Origin of the sequence: Luteibacter sp. 9135 (assembly GCF_000745005.1) — a bacterium.
GTDB lineage: Bacteria > Pseudomonadota > Gammaproteobacteria > Xanthomonadales > Rhodanobacteraceae > Luteibacter.
This window is the reverse complement of record NZ_JQNB01000001.1, coordinates 1,707,370-1,722,035: the sequence shown is the minus strand read 5'-3', so window position 1 is coordinate 1,722,035 and position 14,666 is coordinate 1,707,370. Positions and strand designations below refer to the sequence as shown.

At 67.5% G+C, this 14,666-nt stretch carries 11 protein-coding genes; 5 read left to right on the top strand and 6 right to left on the bottom strand.

All coding sequences use genetic code 11. The features are described from left to right. The gene (locus FA89_RS07350; protein WP_036139655.1) at positions 1 to 2,148 is read right to left on the bottom strand and encodes an adenosylcobalamin-dependent ribonucleoside-diphosphate reductase; all 2,148 of its coding nucleotides are present in this window, start codon (positions 2,146 to 2,148) and stop codon (positions 1 to 3) included. 364 nt (positions 2,149 to 2,512) lie between these two features. On the opposite strand from FA89_RS07350, the gene FA89_RS07345 reads away from it, so the two are divergent. The 4 genes from FA89_RS07345 (at position 2,513) to FA89_RS07330 (ending at position 7,688) form a co-directional block, all read left to right on the top strand. Continuing rightward, positions 2,513 to 3,883, top strand: a complete 1,371-nt coding sequence (locus FA89_RS07345; RefSeq protein ID WP_036139652.1) for a Do family serine endopeptidase — start codon at positions 2,513 to 2,515, stop codon at positions 3,881 to 3,883. Between the two features lie 151 nt (positions 3,884 to 4,034). Continuing rightward, on the top strand, positions 4,035 to 5,543 hold the full coding sequence (locus tag FA89_RS07340; protein WP_036139650.1) for a substrate-binding domain-containing protein: 1,509 nt from the start codon (positions 4,035 to 4,037) through the stop codon (positions 5,541 to 5,543). A 3-nt stretch (positions 5,544 to 5,546) separates the two neighbouring features. Then, positions 5,547 to 6,245: an HAD family hydrolase gene (locus FA89_RS07335; RefSeq protein WP_036139648.1), complete on the top strand. Its 699-nt coding sequence runs from the start codon at positions 5,547 to 5,549 to the stop codon at positions 6,243 to 6,245. Positions 6,246 to 6,311: 66 nt separating this feature from the next. Beyond that, a complete protein-coding gene (locus FA89_RS07330; RefSeq protein ID WP_051938602.1) occupies positions 6,312 to 7,688 on the top strand; it encodes a leucyl aminopeptidase family protein in 1,377 nt (458 codons plus the stop codon). On the opposite strand, the gene FA89_RS07325 is transcribed toward FA89_RS07330, so the two are convergent. Continuing rightward, a complete protein-coding gene (locus FA89_RS07325; protein WP_036139645.1) occupies positions 7,679 to 7,996 on the bottom strand; it encodes a hypothetical protein in 318 nt (105 codons plus the stop codon). The genes FA89_RS07330 and FA89_RS07325 overlap by 10 nt on opposite strands. A gap of 99 nt (positions 7,997 to 8,095) precedes the next feature. On the opposite strand from FA89_RS07325, the gene FA89_RS07320 reads away from it, so the two are divergent. Further along, positions 8,096 to 9,094, top strand: coding sequence for an alpha/beta fold hydrolase (locus tag FA89_RS07320; RefSeq protein WP_221174285.1), 999 nt, complete (start codon positions 8,096 to 8,098; stop codon positions 9,092 to 9,094). A 16-nt stretch (positions 9,095 to 9,110) separates the two neighbouring features. On the opposite strand, the gene FA89_RS07315 is transcribed toward FA89_RS07320, so the two are convergent. The 4 genes from FA89_RS07315 to pdsR form a co-directional block, all read right to left on the bottom strand. Continuing rightward, a complete protein-coding gene (locus FA89_RS07315; RefSeq protein WP_036139643.1) occupies positions 9,111 to 9,788 on the bottom strand; it encodes a hypothetical protein in 678 nt (225 codons plus the stop codon). Between the two features lie 86 nt (positions 9,789 to 9,874). Beyond that, positions 9,875 to 11,350 carry an anthranilate synthase component I gene (gene trpE / locus FA89_RS07310; protein ID WP_036139640.1) on the bottom strand — a complete coding sequence of 492 codons (1,476 nt, stop codon included), beginning with the start codon at positions 11,348 to 11,350 and terminating at the stop codon, positions 9,875 to 9,877. 247 nt (positions 11,351 to 11,597) lie between these two features. Further along, entirely contained in the window at positions 11,598 to 13,595 is a 1,998-nt protein-coding gene (locus tag FA89_RS07305) for an ATP-binding protein (protein ID WP_036139638.1), read from the bottom strand. Positions 13,596 to 13,605: 10 nt separating this feature from the next. Further along, on the bottom strand, positions 13,606 to 14,295 hold the full coding sequence (gene pdsR, locus FA89_RS07300; protein ID WP_036139635.1) for a proteobacterial dedicated sortase system response regulator: 690 nt from the start codon (positions 14,293 to 14,295) through the stop codon (positions 13,606 to 13,608). Positions 14,296 to 14,666: the final 371 nt, after the last annotated feature.

Sequence of the window (14,666 nt, the reverse complement as noted above, 5' to 3'; positions counted from 1 at the left end):
TCAGAACTTACCGTAATAGCCTTCCTTCAAGGCATCGAAAAGGTTCGCGGCGGTGTGCATTTCACCGTCGTACTCAACCTCGTCGTTACCCTTCAGTTCGACAACGCTACCGTCTTCCAATTCGAAGCGATAGAGGGTGTTCTCGAGGTCCGCTTCCTTGACCAGCACGCCCTGGAATGCGGCGGGGTTGAATCGGAAGGTGGTGCACCCCTTCAAACCCTGCTTATAGGCGTAGAAATAGATGTCCTTGAAGTCCTCGTACGGATAATCCGTGGGGACGTTGGCGGTCTTGGAAATGGAGGAGTCGATCCACTTCTGCGAGGCCGCCTGGATATCGACATGCTCCTTGGGACTGATGTCGTCGGCCGACACGAAGTAATCCGGCAGGCGGGTCTTCGGGTCGTCGGAGAACGGCAGGGCATCGCCGTTGATGAGGGCGCGGTAGGCGAGCAGCTCGTAGCTGAACACCTCGACCTTTTCCTTGGACTTCTTGCCCTCGCGGATCACGTTGCGCGAGTAGTGGTGCGCAAAGCTGGGCTCGATGCCGTTGGAGGCATTGTTGGCCAGGCTCAGGCTGATGGTGCCGGTGGGGGCGATGGACGAGTGGTGGGTGAAGCGCGCACCGGTCTCGGCCAGGGCGGCCACCAGCTCCGGGGCCACGGAGGCCACGCGCTGCATGTAGCGGGAGTATTTGGCGTGCAGCACGCTGCCCTTGATCGACTGGCCCACGGTCCAGCCGTCGGCAACCATCTCCGGACGCTTGCGCAGCATCTCGGCGGTCACAGCGTACTCGCGCATCAGGATCGGGGCCGGGCCCTTTTCCTTCGCCAGTTCCAGGCCCACTTCCCAGCCGGCCACGGCCATCTCGCGCGACACCTCGTCGGTGAACGACACCGCGTCGGCGGTGCCGTAGCGCATCTTCAGCATGGTCAGCGTGGAACCCAGGCCGAGGAAGCCCATGCCGTGGCGACGCTTGGAGATGATCTCCTCACGCTGTTGCGCCAGCGGCAGGCCGTTGATCTCCACCACGTTGTCGAGCATGCGGGTGAACACGCGGACCACCTCGCGGTACTCCTCCCAATCGAACCGGGCCTTGGGGCCGAACGGGTCGCGCACGAAGGTGGTGAGGTTGACCGAGCCCAGCAGGCACGAGCCGTAGGGCGGCAGCGGCTGCTCGCCGCAGGGGTTGGTAGCGCGGATGTGCTCGCACCACCAGTTGTTGTTCATCTCGTTGACGCGGTCGATCAGGATGAAACCCGGCTCGGCGTAGTCGTACGTCGAGACCATGATCATGTCCCACAGGTGCCGCGCGCGGATGTGGCCGTAGATCTTGCAGGCGACCAGGCCATCCTCGCGGGTGACATAGTTCTCCTTGGTGGGCCACTCGCGCCAGACCACCTTGGACGCGTCGTCCAGGTCGATCTCGTGCTTTTCCTTCACGTGCACCGGGAAGACGGTCGGCCAGTCCTGGTCGTTCTCCACCGCGTCCATGAAGCCGTCGGTGATCAGCAGCGACAGGTTGAACTGACGCAGGCGTCCGTCCTCGCGCTTGGCGCGGATGAACTCCTTCGCGTCCGGATGGCTGATGTCGAAGGTGCCCATCTGCGCGCCGCGACGACCGCCGGCCGACGAGACGGTGAAGCACATCTTGTCGTAGATATCCATGAACGACAGCGGGCCCGACGTGTGGGCGCCGGCGCCGGAGACGTAGGCACCGCGAGGGCGCAGCGTCGAGAATTCATAGCCGATGCCGCAACCGGCCTTCAGCGTCAGGCCGGCCTCGTGCACCTTCTCCAGGATGTCGTCCATCGAGTCGAGGATGGTGCCGGACACGGTGCAGTTGATCGTGGAGGTGGCCGGCTTGTGCGCCAGCGCGCCGGCGTTGGACGTGATGCGGCCGGCGGGGATCGCCCCGCGGCGCAGCGCCCAGAGGAAACGCTCGTACCAGTGCGCGCGCAGCTCGTCGGTGGCTTCCACCTCGGACAGGGCGCGGGCGACGCGCTGGTAGGTGCCGTCGACGGATTCGTCCACGGGCACGCCGGACTTCGCCTTCAGGCGGTATTTCTTGTCCCAGATGTCGTACGAGGCGGGCTGAAGCGGGATGGCCGCGGTCTCAAGCCCCATGGCTTGCGCACGTGCAGTGCTCATGTATGTGTCGTCCTCGTGTCTCGGCTTCTGTAGGCCGTGTGGGTTGGGCTGAGTCGGCCCCACGCATCGACAGCCCTCCCCCCGAGTGCTGCCGACCATCCTCGCTCGCCCTGCCCGCCGGCAAAAATGCCTTGGCGGACGAAGGTTTGTCGCTGGTACCTGACGATCCGCAACACCAGTGCTTGGTAAATAGCGAACAGCGGAACACAAGATGTTGTGGTTACGACCGGTGGGAACCTTACCCCCGCCGTGGGTCGATGTAAAGTGTCGAAGACAGGCATCTCACCGTTTGAAACCCGGCGACGCGACTGTGGTCGAAGGCGGCGATCGATGTGCCTGGTGCACACAGCCAAGGAGTACACCCATGCCGTTTCCTATCCCCCGGCGGATGCCGAATCTGGTCCTCGGTGCCGCACTGGCGATGGCCCTCGCCACGCCCGCGTTCGCCGCCCTGCCACCCGCCGTTAACGGCGAGCCATTGCCCTCGTTGGCACCGATGCTTTCCAAGGTCACACCGGCGGTGGTCAACATTTCCACCAAGACACGCGTGCGGGCGCGCGATCCCTACTTCGACGATCCGCTGTTTCGCCAGCTGTTCGGCAATCAGGGCGCGCCGCGCGAGCGCGTTGAGCAGAGCCTGGGCTCGGGCGTGGTGGTGGATGCGGCCAAGGGCTACGTGCTGACCAACCACCATGTGGTGGGCGGCGCGGACGACATCACGGTCACCCTGCAGGATGGGCGCGACCTGAAGGCGAAGCTGGTCGGCAGCGATCCGGACACCGACGTGGCGCTGCTGCAGATTCCCGCGGACAAACTGCAGGCGCTGCCCATTGCGGATTCGTCGCAACTGCGCGTGGGCGACTTCGTGGTGGCCGTGGGCGATCCGTTCGGGCTGGGCCAGACAGCCACCTCGGGCATGGTCTCCGCGCTGGGTCGTTCGGGCCTGGGCAAGGGCTTCCAGAACTTCATCCAGACCGACGCCTCGATCAACCCCGGCAACTCCGGCGGCGCGCTGGTCAACCTGCGCGGCGAACTGGTCGGCATCAACTCGATGATCTTCACCCCCTCGGGCGGCAACGTCGGCATCGGCTTCGCCATCCCGACCGACCTCGCCACCGGCGTGATGAAGCAGCTGCTGGCCTACGGCAAGGTGCGCCGCGGCAACCTGGGCGTGGAGGTGCAGGACATCACGCCGCGCATCGCCCAGGCGCTGGGCCTGAAGGACACCACGGGCGCGGTGGTGACCCGGGTCGACACCGGCTCCCCCGCCGAGGGTGCGGGCTTGCAGACGGGCGACGTGCTGACCGCCGTGGACGGCAAGGCCGTCCGCAGCTCGCAGGACGTGCGCAACGCCGAGGGCCTGCTGCCGCTGGGCGCGAAGGTCACGCTGTCGGTGAAGCGCGAGGGCGCGGCCCGCGATGTGCAGGCCACCATCGAGGCGCCGCGGCTGGCGACGCTGGACGGCGGCAAGGTGGACGGGCGACTGGCGGGCGTGGTGCTGAGCGACCTCAGCCCTGAGCAGCGCGCCGCCGGCCTGTTCGGCGTGGCCCTGAGCGGGATCAGGCGCGGCTCCGCGGCCGACCGCGCGGGGCTGCGCGACGGCGACATCGTGATCGGCATCGGCCAGCGCAAGGTGGCCTCGGTGAAGGGCCTGCCCGTCGGCACTGCCCTGGCTGGACGGCAGTTGCTGCTGACCGTGGTGCGCGGCGAGGCCGTCTATTACGCGATGCTCTGAGCCCCTTCGAAGGCGGGCCCATCCCGACAGGCTACGTTCCGGTTGGGGTGGGCACGATGCTGAACGACGCCAATGGTGCGCGCGCGCCCGCCTTGGCCCACAATGGCGCCCCATTGCCAACCCCGCTTCCGTCCCGAGGTTCTTGCCGTCCATGTCTCTTCGTCTTGCGCGACTGTTCACCGCCACGCTGATCGGCCTCAGTGCCTCCGCTACCGTTCTCGCCGCCGGCTCCACACTGATCTGGCGGGGTGACATCACCACCGCCCGTGGCGTGGTCAACGATGTGGCCAAGGCCTGGGAGAAATCCGGCAAGGGCAAGATCGAGCTGCAGCCCTTCAACACCGCTTCGGGCATCGATGCCGTGGCCAAGGGCTCGGCCGACATCGCCGGCTCCGCCCGTCCCGCCGTGGGCGCCGCCGAGCAGTCGCTGACCTTCACGCCGGTGGCGTGGGACGCGCTGGTCATGGTCACCTACCCGTCCAACCCGGTGAGCAACATCACGCTCATGCAGTTGCATGAGATCTACATGGGCAAGATCACCAACTGGAAGGAACTCGGCGGCAACGACCAGCCGATCAACCTCTATGCGGTGGCCAGCCCGGGCGATGGCGTGGAATACAGCCTGCGCAAGCTGCTGTTCGGCCGCGGCAACCAGCCGGTGGCCGCGCCGCGCCTGTACGTCAACGTGGCCAAGCTGGAAGAAGGCGTCACGCTGGACAAGCAGGGCCTGGGCGCCACCACCCTCGCGGGTGCGTCGTCCAACAAGAAGGTGAAGATCCTCTCCATCGACGGCGTTGCGCCGTCCATGTCGACGGTCGGCAGCGGCGCCTACCCGCTGTACACCGAGCTCTACCTGGTCTCCAACAGCACCGGCCCCAAAGAGGCCGACGTCAAGGATTTCATCGCGTTCGTCACCTCCGGTGCCGGCAGCTCGCTGCTGCGCTCGCATAGCCTGGTGCCCTACGCCGATGGCGCGTCGCTGGCCTCCGGCGATGCCGCTCGTCGCGCCAAGATCGCTTCCACCGTGGGCACCCGTGCCAACGTGGGCCAGGCGATGACCACGCCGACCGTGGCCGCCGCTACGCCGGCCGCCGAGGCCGCGAAGGAAACCGCCGTCGCCAAGGCGCAGGTCACCGGCAAGGCCGGCAAGGGTGCCAAGGTCGCGAAGGAGACCAAGGCCTCCGTCGCCACCACGGCCGAGCCGTCGCAGTTCGCGCATGTCGCCGCCAGCGTCAGCACCTCGGCGCACATGGGCTTCTCCGGTGTTCGTTCGGAAGCGGTCACGGTGTCCGACAACGCGAAGGTCGGTGGCAAGTTCGCCAAGGTCACGGCCGATGCCGTCACCGTGAAGGGCAAGCCGGTCGCCAAGCCGGCGGCCCCGGTGGACGCCACCGAGAAGTCGACGCGCGTCGAAACGCCCAAGGTAGCCGAGGCCCCCAAGGCCAAGGCTGCCGCCAAGGCGGAGAAGGCTGAGAAGGCAGAGGCGAAGTCCGAGAAGAAGTCGGCCGCCGCCTCGCGCACCTACAAGGTGTCGGCCGGTGACACGCTGTACTCCATCGCCAAGAAGAACGACGTCGAGGTCGACAAGCTCCGCGCCATGAACGGCCTGAAGGACAACAATGTCCATCCGGGCCAGGTGCTGAAGGTCGGCGCCCGCTAAGTCGTGCTCGTCCGCGCCGTCTCCCTCGACCTCGACGACACCCTGTGGCCGGTACTGCCGGCCCTGATCGAGGCCGAGCACTGCGTGGACCGGTGGCTGCAACAGCACCATCCCGATGTCGCCCGCGCATGGCCCCTGGAGGCCATGCGCGAGCTTCGCGAGCAGATCGCCCGCGACAACACGCACCTCTCCCACGATTTCAGCGAACAGCGCCGGCTGACCATTCGCCACGCGTTCGCCGCCTGCGGCATCGATGACGCCCCGGTCGACGAGACCTGGCGCATCTATTTCGCCGCCCGCAACAACGTCGAGCTTTACCCCGATTCCCTGGCCGCGCTGGAGCGGATCGTCGAGCGCGTGCCGCTCGTGGCGATCTCCAACGGCAACGCCGATCTGGAAGTCATCGGCCTCCACCACCTGTTCCACACCCGCCTGAGCGCCTCGGGCGTGGGGGTGGCCAAGCCCGATCCGCGCATCTTCCTGGCCGCGGCCGAGGCGCTGGGCCTGCCGCCGCACGAGGTCCTTCACGTCGGTGACGATCCGCTGCTGGACGTGGTGGGCGCGCGCGAGGCCGGCATGCGCACCGTGTGGCTCAATCGCGACGGCGCGGTGTGGTCGCATGGGCCTGCACCGGACCTGGAATTCACTGACATGACATCCCTTGCCGACTGGATAGAAGCGTCGACGGCCACTGACAGCTAGAATAGCTGTCATACCGTTCACCACCTTCCCATACGCGGTGTCACACCGCGGGGCACGGGAGCCCTGATGTCGTCACTGATCGATACCAAGCCCGGCAAGCGCCGCTCCATCCCGATCGAGATGATCGATGCCTCCAGCGCGCCTGCGCTGGAAGCGAGGCTCACCGCGGCGCACCGACAGTGGATGACCTCGACCAGCTTCCGTCCCAGCCCCGGCTCGGTACTCCTGCTACCTGACGCCAACGGTGCGATCGAGCGCGTGCTGGTGGGCGTGGACGCCTCCGAACCGCTGATGGCACTGGGTGCGTTGCCCTACCGTCTGCCGGAAGGCAACTACGAGATCGCCAAGGAAAGCGTGGCGACCGACACCGACCTGGTAGCGCTGGGCTGGGCCCTGGGCGCGTATCGCTTCGAGCGCTATCGCGCGCGCGGCCGTGCGCCGGCGCAGTTGGTGGTGGATACGGCCACGTCGCGCGCGTTGCAGCCGATCATCGATGCGACCTATCAGGTGCGCGACCTGGTCAATACGCCAGCCGAGGACATGGGCCCCGAGCAGCTGGCCGAAGCCGTCCACGCGCTGGCCGCTCCGCACAAGGCCAAGGTGCGCGAGTGGATCGGCGACGACCTGCTGGCCGCCAACTTCCCCACCATCCATGCCGTGGGCCGCGCCAGCCATCGCGCACCGCGCCTGATCGAGCTGACCTGGGGCAAGAACACCAACCCCCGGCTGGTCATTATCGGCAAGGGCGTGTGCTTCGACACCGGCGGCCTGGACATCAAGCCGTCCGATGGCATGCGCTGGATGAAGAAAGACATGGGCGGCGCCGCGCACGCAATCGCGCTGGCGAGCCTGGTCATGAAGGCCAAGCTGCCCGTGCGGCTGACCTTGCTGGTGCCGGCCGTGGAAAACGCGATCAGCGGCAGCGCCATGCGCCCCGGCGACATCATTCGCACGCGTGCGGGCCTGACCGTCGAAGTGGACAACACCGATGCCGAAGGCCGGCTGGTGCTGTGCGATGCCCTCGCGTTCGCGGTGGAGCAGACGCCTGACCTGATCGTGGATTTCGCCACGCTGACCGGTGCCGCGCGCGTCGCGCTGGGGCCCGAGGTGCCGGCGCTGTTCACCAACCGCGATGCACTGGCCGATCATGTGATCGGTGCGGCCGAGGTGTCCGCCGATCCGCTGTGGCGCTTGCCCTTGTGGCGGCCGTACCGGCGCATGCTGGAATCGCACGTGGCCGACTTCGCCAACTCCGGCGCGTCGCGGCACGCAGGCGCGATTACCGCAGCGCTGTACCTGGAGCGGTTCGTGCCGGAAAACCAGAACTGGATGCACCTGGACACCTACTCGTGGAACGACGCCGACCGACCGGCGCATCCGCGCGGTGGCGAAGCCCAGGGGCTTCGCGCGTTCTTCCGGTTCCTGTCCGAGCGCTACGCCTGATCGCTGGCCGGGGCGACGGATGCGTCGCTCCTGGCCTTCTTCCATGCGACCACGGCGCGAAGGTTGCGCTCCAGCTCCGCGATGGTCAGCGGGAAATAGTCTTCATCGCGATCGCCGACCTGCCAGCTGGCCACGCGTTTGTCGGTCGCGCCGACACCCATCGCATTGAGCGCCTTGCGCACGTCGGACGGATCCAGATCCGTCGCCTGCACGATAAGTTGCCATAGCCAGTTCATGCGCTGCGGGTCCACACCGCGCGTCAGCGGTGGCTTGGCATACTCGCGCAGCGGCGGGTCGATCTCGGACATGAGGTGGCACTCCCTGTAGGACTCAGGCGAACGAGTATGCCACCGGCCTTCACACTGGGGTGTCCTACGATGGCCGATATCCCCTGTCGGAGTATGGCGATGCGTCGCGTGTTTCTTGCCCTCTCTCTACTGCTTCCCGCTCTGCCCGCCTTGGCGGACGACACCCCACGCGTCGAGGCGCTGGGCGCACGCCTGGAGCGCGCGTCCTATCCCTATCCGGTCACGATGTTCACCGTGCACAGCGAAGGCCGCGCGTTCGAGATGGCGTACATGGATCTCATGCCCGCCCATCCGAACGGCCACACCGCGGTGCTGCTGCACGGCAAGAATTTCTGCGGCCCGTACTGGGTGGCCACCGCCGAGCGCCTGCGCGATCGCGGCTACCGCGTGGTGATCCCCGACCAGATCGGCTTCTGCAAGTCGTCCAAGCCGCGCGAATATCCCTACGGCATCCACCAGCTGGCCGCCAACACGCATGCGTTGCTCGCCAGCCTGGGCGTGGACAAGGCCACCGTGATCGCTCATTCGATGGGCGGCATGATCGGCGCGCGCTACGCGCTGATGTATCCCGAGGGCGTGGAAAAACTGGTGCTGGTCGACCCGCTGGGCCTGGAAGACTGGCGCGCCAAGGGCGTGCCCTGGCGCAGTGTGGACCAGTGGTATGCGGGCGAGCTGAAAACGTCCTACGCCAGCATCAAGGCGTACCAGATGAAGAGCTACTACGACGGCAAATGGAACCCGGCCTACGACCGCTGGGTGCTGATGCAGGCCGGCCAGTACGAAGGCGACGGGCGCGAGACGTCATCGTGGGCCGGCGCGCTCACCTACGAGATGATCTACACGCAGCCCGTGATCTACGAGTTCCCGCTGATCCGCGTGCCGACCGTGCTCATCATCGGCCAGGCCGACCGCACGGTGATCGGCAAGGACGGCACGCCGCCGGCCATCGCCGCCACGCTCGGCGACTACCCCACCCTGGGCAGGGAAGCCGCCGCGAAGATCCCCGGCGCCCGACTGATTCCGCTCGACGGGCTGGGCCATGCGCCGATGATCGAGGCGCCGGAGCGTTTCTACCAGGCGCTGGACCAGGCCCTTTGAGTGGACCTTTGAGGACTCAGGGGCGACGCCCGAAGGCCAGCACCTCGGAGGTGTAGGTCTCGACCAGCAGGCTGAAGGGCTGGTTGCTGCCAGTGAACAGCACCGCGTGGTGCTGCAACACATCGTGCGGAATGGCCAGCGGGCCCCACTTCGGCGGCGGCAGCGGCGCATCCATCTCCCAGCCCTTGGGCAGCGGCGCCCAGAGCAGGTCGGCGCTGGTGGTCTGGCGACGGAAATTCAGCGCCTGCACTACCTTGCCGAACGGCTGGTCGGTGGTGTCCAGGATCTGGTTCATTTCCGGCGTGAGCCGCGACGGCACGTACCAGTTGTCGGCCTCGGACAGCACGCGCTCGCCGCACACCAGCTGCACGTGGCGGTAGCGCACCGGCTCGTCCGGTCCGATGCCCAGGATCTGCCTTGCGTCGTCGGGCAGCGGCTTGTCCTGGCCCTTGATCCGGCGCGCGACGATGGTCGGCACGGCGGCCAGTTCGTGGTCGCCGCACCAGCGCTCCAGCGTCAGCGTGGCGCTGGGATGGCTGAGCAGGTCGGCATTGAGCGTCTCGATCAGCGCCAAGGCCTGCGTGCGCGACGCGATGTCGTCGCAGAAGGGCTCGCGGGCCAGGGACGGCGTGGCGGTGGCGGCAGCCATGAAGGCCAGGCTGCCGGCGGCGATAAGCGTGCGTGGATGGATCATGGGGCTCTCTCGTTCCGTGGGGGCGGATGCGCCGAACGTAGGTGCCTCTTCGACCGCAACCGGTTGCAAGCGCGACGAGGTGGACATTACAGCCCCCTCGCCGCCTGCGCCACCGCACGAAATAACGCCCGCCCCTTGTTCATCGTCTCTTCCCACTCCGCGGCCGGGTCGGAGTCGTAGACCACGCCGCCGCCCGCCTGCACGTGCAGGCGGCCATCCTGGATCACGGCGGTGCGGATCGCGATGGCCGTGTCGGCATCGCCCCACCAGCCGAGCCAGCCGATGGCGCCCGCGTAGATGTTGCGCTTGAACGGCTCCAGCTCCTGGATGATTTCCAGCGCGCGGACCTTAGGCGCGCCGCTGACCGTGCCCGCCGGAAAGGTCGCCTTGATCACGTCCATGTAGGAAAGATCGCCACGGATGTCGCCTTCCACCTGGGAGACGATGTGCATCACGTGCGAATAGCGCTCCACCACGAAGGATTCGGCCAGTTCCACCGTGCCCGTCTGGCTGACCCGGCCCACGTCGTTGCGGCCCAGGTCGATCAGCATCAGGTGCTCGGCGCGCTCCTTGGGGTCGGCCAGCAGCTCGGTCTCCAGGGCCATGTCCTCCGCCTCGTCCTTGCCGCGGCGGCGCGTGCCGGCGATGGGACGCAGCACCACGCGACCGTTCTTCAGGCGCACCAGGATCTCCGGCGACGAGCCGACGATCTGGGTCGGACCCATGTCGATGAAGAACATGTAGGGCGACGGGTTCGTGGCGCGCAGCGCGCGATACACATCCACCGGACGGGCGTTGAAACCGACGCTCAGGCGCTGCGACGGCACCACCTGGAAGATGTCGCCGGCCAGGATGTATTCCTGCGCCTTGCGCACCATGGCCTCGTATTCCTCGCGGGTGAACGACGACTTGAAGTCGGATTCATCCAGCGCGGCCGGCTGCAGCAGCTGCGGGTACGACACACCGCCCTGGCGCAGGCGGAACGTCAGGGCATCCAGTCGCCGCATGGCTTCCGCGTAGGCCTGCGGCCTGGACGGGTCCGCGTGCACGATGAGGTACAGGCGCCCCTTGAGGTTGTCGAACACCGCGATCTCGTCCGCCAGCATCAGCAGGACGTCGGGCGTGCCCAGCTCGTCTTTCTTGTCCCACTGCGCCAGCCGTTCCTCGATGTAACCGATGGTCTCGAAGCCGAAGTAGCCGACCAAACCGCCGGTGAAGTCGGGCAGCCCCGGCAGTTTCGGCACCTCGTACTGCTTGCGCAGCACCTCGATCTCGGCCAGCGGATCGTCCAGATGGCGCCGCTCGATCACCTCGCCGCTTTCCTCCACTTCCAGCTCGTGCCCGCGCAGGCGATACACCCGCCGTGCCGGCAGCCCGATCATCGAGTGACGACCCCAGGTCGCGCCGCCTTCCACCGATTCGAAGAGGAAGGTGTACGGGCCATCCGCCAGCTTGAGGTACACCGACAGCGGTGTATCGAGGTCGGAAAACACCTCCCGTACCAACGGGATGCGGGTAAAGCCCTCGGCGGCGTAGGCGTCGAATTGTTCGCGGGAAATCATGGGTCGTCAGCAGTGACCTTGGGATGACCCGCGATTGTAGGCCCAACATGACGGGGATGGGGCCGCGACCACCCTCCCGCCCCCTGGTAGGAGCCCACGATGTGGGCGATGCTCTTCATCACCGCTACGCAAAAATACGATGCGGTGATCGCTCACATCGTGAGCTCCTACACAACGGCGGGGTGATCGCTCACATCGTGAGCTCCTACGACGGTGCGGTGTGGGAGGGGCGTTCGCGTCGGGGTGGTTAGCCCAGGCGTTGGCGGGGGAGGCCGCGGAGGTGGAGGGTGAAGGCCACGCCGTCGTCGAGGTTGCGGGCGCTGGCGCTGCCCTGGTGGCGTTCGGCGACCAGCCTCACCACGTAAAGCCCCAGACCGAGGTGCGGTGCGTCGCCGGGGGTGGCCTTGTCGCGCAGGCTGACGAGGGAATCGAACAGGCGACCCTGCATCGCCGCGGGCAACGGCGGGCCCTGGTTGGCCAGCTCGATGTCGGCGCCATCGGGCGTGGGGCGCAGGGCGATGCGCAACCAGCCATCCGGTGCGGTGAACGACAGCGCGTTGTCGAACAGCTTGTCGAGCGCCTGCGCGATGAGTTCCGGCGAACAGTGCATAAGCACCGGCGTGGGCGGCAGATCGGCGTCGAGGCGGCGCTCGCCGGCCAGGGCGCGATAGCCTTCGGCGCAGCCGCGCACGACGGCCGCCAGGTCGACGTCTTCCGCCTCCGCCGACGCTATGGCGCGCTCCATGCGGCTGGCTTCGCTCATCGCGCGGACCAGCTGGCCCAGGCGTGCCACGCCATCGCGCGCCCGGGCCAGGTAGGGTGCGGCTTCCGGCGGCAGGCCGGCATGATCCAGGTTATCCAGCGACGACTTGACGATCGCCAGTGGCGTGTTGAGTTCGTGCGACAGCTTGGACGCCAGCGTGCGCAGGTAGTCCGTGTAGCCGCCCACCACCTCGAACAGGCGCTCGAAGCTGCGCGCCAGGTCGCCCAGTTCGTCGGTGGCGTCGGTCAGCGGGAACGGGCCGTCCAGGCGGCCGTCGTTGGCTTGTGCCCGTTCGGCCGCGTTACGCAGGCGACGCAGGCGGAAAGTGAGCCGCGTGGCGAACAACAGCAGCACGCCGCCGGCCACCAGCAGCACGGCGAAGCTGGTCAGCAGCAGGCCGAACAGCGCGCGGTTGGCCAGCAGCGGTACCGAGCGGCTGGGCTGCTCCAGCAACACCACGCCGTGGCTGCGGCCGCGCATCTGCAGCGGCATCGCGGCGGCCAGCACCACGCTGCCGCGTGCCTCGCCCGCACGCCATGCCGTGGCGGTCTTGCCCCGCATCGCCTCGCGCACCTCGGGCAGGTCCACCCGGGGCGCGTCTTCCGCCCACGCGCTGTCGCTGTCCATCCGTGTCGCCAGCAATGAGCGGTACACCAGCGACGCAAACCAGCCGGGACGATCGCCGGCGGGCAGGTCCGGCAACGACAGCTTGCCGCTCTGCGCCACCAGCCAGGCATCGGGGGACAGGATGCGGACGCGCACACCGTCGGGTGCCAGCCGCGACACTTCCTGCGACAGCGGCGTGGAGAAATCCAGCAGCGGGCGATTGTCGGCCGTCAGCGGCTCGCTGTCGCCGTCGGCGGCGATGTGGACACCGAGTCCGAAGCGATCCAGGCGCAGGCCGCGCGGCAGCTTGAACTCCACCCGGAAGCCGCTACCGTCCTCCTGCCACTGCGCATTGATGCGGTCGGGCAACACGCCGGCGTCCGCATCCAGGGCGATGGCCGTCGTCGCACCCGGTGCGGCGCTGGCCATGAGGTAGCGCTGGGTGTCGTCGCCGCTGGCGATGGAGACGATCAGGTGATCGGCATTGAGCGCGAGACGATCCGCGGCATCCGCACGGTGACGCTGGGGGGCGCGCACGTCCACGTAGAAATACATCCAGCGATCGTCTTCGGCCAGCATCACCCGCGCGGCCTTGCCCAGCGTCTGCGCCCACGGGCTGAGCGAGGCCCAGTCGTCGGCGTACCCGTCGACGGTGATCGGCACGCTGGTGTGCTGCACGTACCAGACCGGCCCGGCGGGCGGCAGCGGTGCGTCGACCACTACCAGACTGCGGGCCATGGCGCGCGCGGAGGCCACCAGGGCCTGCGCCTGGCCTTCGCGCAGCAGCGTTTCCATCTGGCGGACGTACAGCCACCCCGCCACCGGCAGGGCCAGCGTGCACAGGGCGACCAGCAGCAGCTTCTGGCGCAGGCTCATGCGTGGAGCATCACGGCGTCCAGCGGTAGCCCACGCCGTGCACGGTTTCGATGGCGTCGAAATCCGGCGCCAGCGCGATGAACTTCTTGCGGATGCGCTTGATGTGCGAGGTGATGGTCGCGTCGTCCACCACCAGCTCGGCTTCGCGCATCAGCTGGTCGCGGTTCTTCACGTGGCCGGGGAAACGCACCAGCGTGTGCACCATCCAGAATTCGGTGACGGTCAGCGGAATCTCGATGCCGTTCCACAGCACGCGCATGCGCTCGGATTCGAGCTTCAGCGGCCCATGCTCGATCACCGTCTCGCTGGCTGCCGGCGCCTTCAGCGACTCGATCCGCCGGAACAGCGCGGCGATGCGTGCGGCCAGTTGGTGCAGGCTGGTGTCCTTGGACAGGTAATCGTCGGCGCCCAGGCGCAGGCCGGAGATGACGTCGAAATCCGAATCGCGCGCGGTCAGGAAGATGATCGGCAGCGTGGCTGATTTGGCCCTGAGTTCGCGGCAGAGGTCGAACCCGCCTTCCGGCTCGTCGCCCAGGCCGATATCGATGATGACCAGCTCGGGCAGGCGCATGGCGAAGGCGGTGGAGGCATCGCGACGCGAGCCGTAGCCCCGCGTTTCATAGCCGAAGCGGTTCAGCGCCTCGACGTAGTTGGCGCGGATGAGGGGTTCGTCTTCGACGATGGCGATGCTGCGGGCCATGGGTATTCCGGTGTGGAGGATCGGCGTGCGCAGGGTGCTATGGGGGGCCCGTCGGCGCAAGGCCCGCCCCTCGATTGCCCGCGTTTCGCCCTATCCCCGGCCCTTGCGCGCCGTGCACGAACCCTTTGCCTTCGGTTTGCCATAAACCATCCGCGGATTGCCCCTTGTCGGACGCTCCGTCCGCCGAGCGCGGCATTCAACTAGGCATGACGGCGCGCTTGTGGCGCCGATGGAGATACGACGATGACGACCAAACCCGACGCGGACAATACCGAACTCGAGCGCGACTTCGAGCCGCTGCGCGTGGCCCTGGCGCTGGGCGCCCTCGTGCTGGGCGTGTTGTTCGGCCTGCACTGACCGTTTCCCCCGAA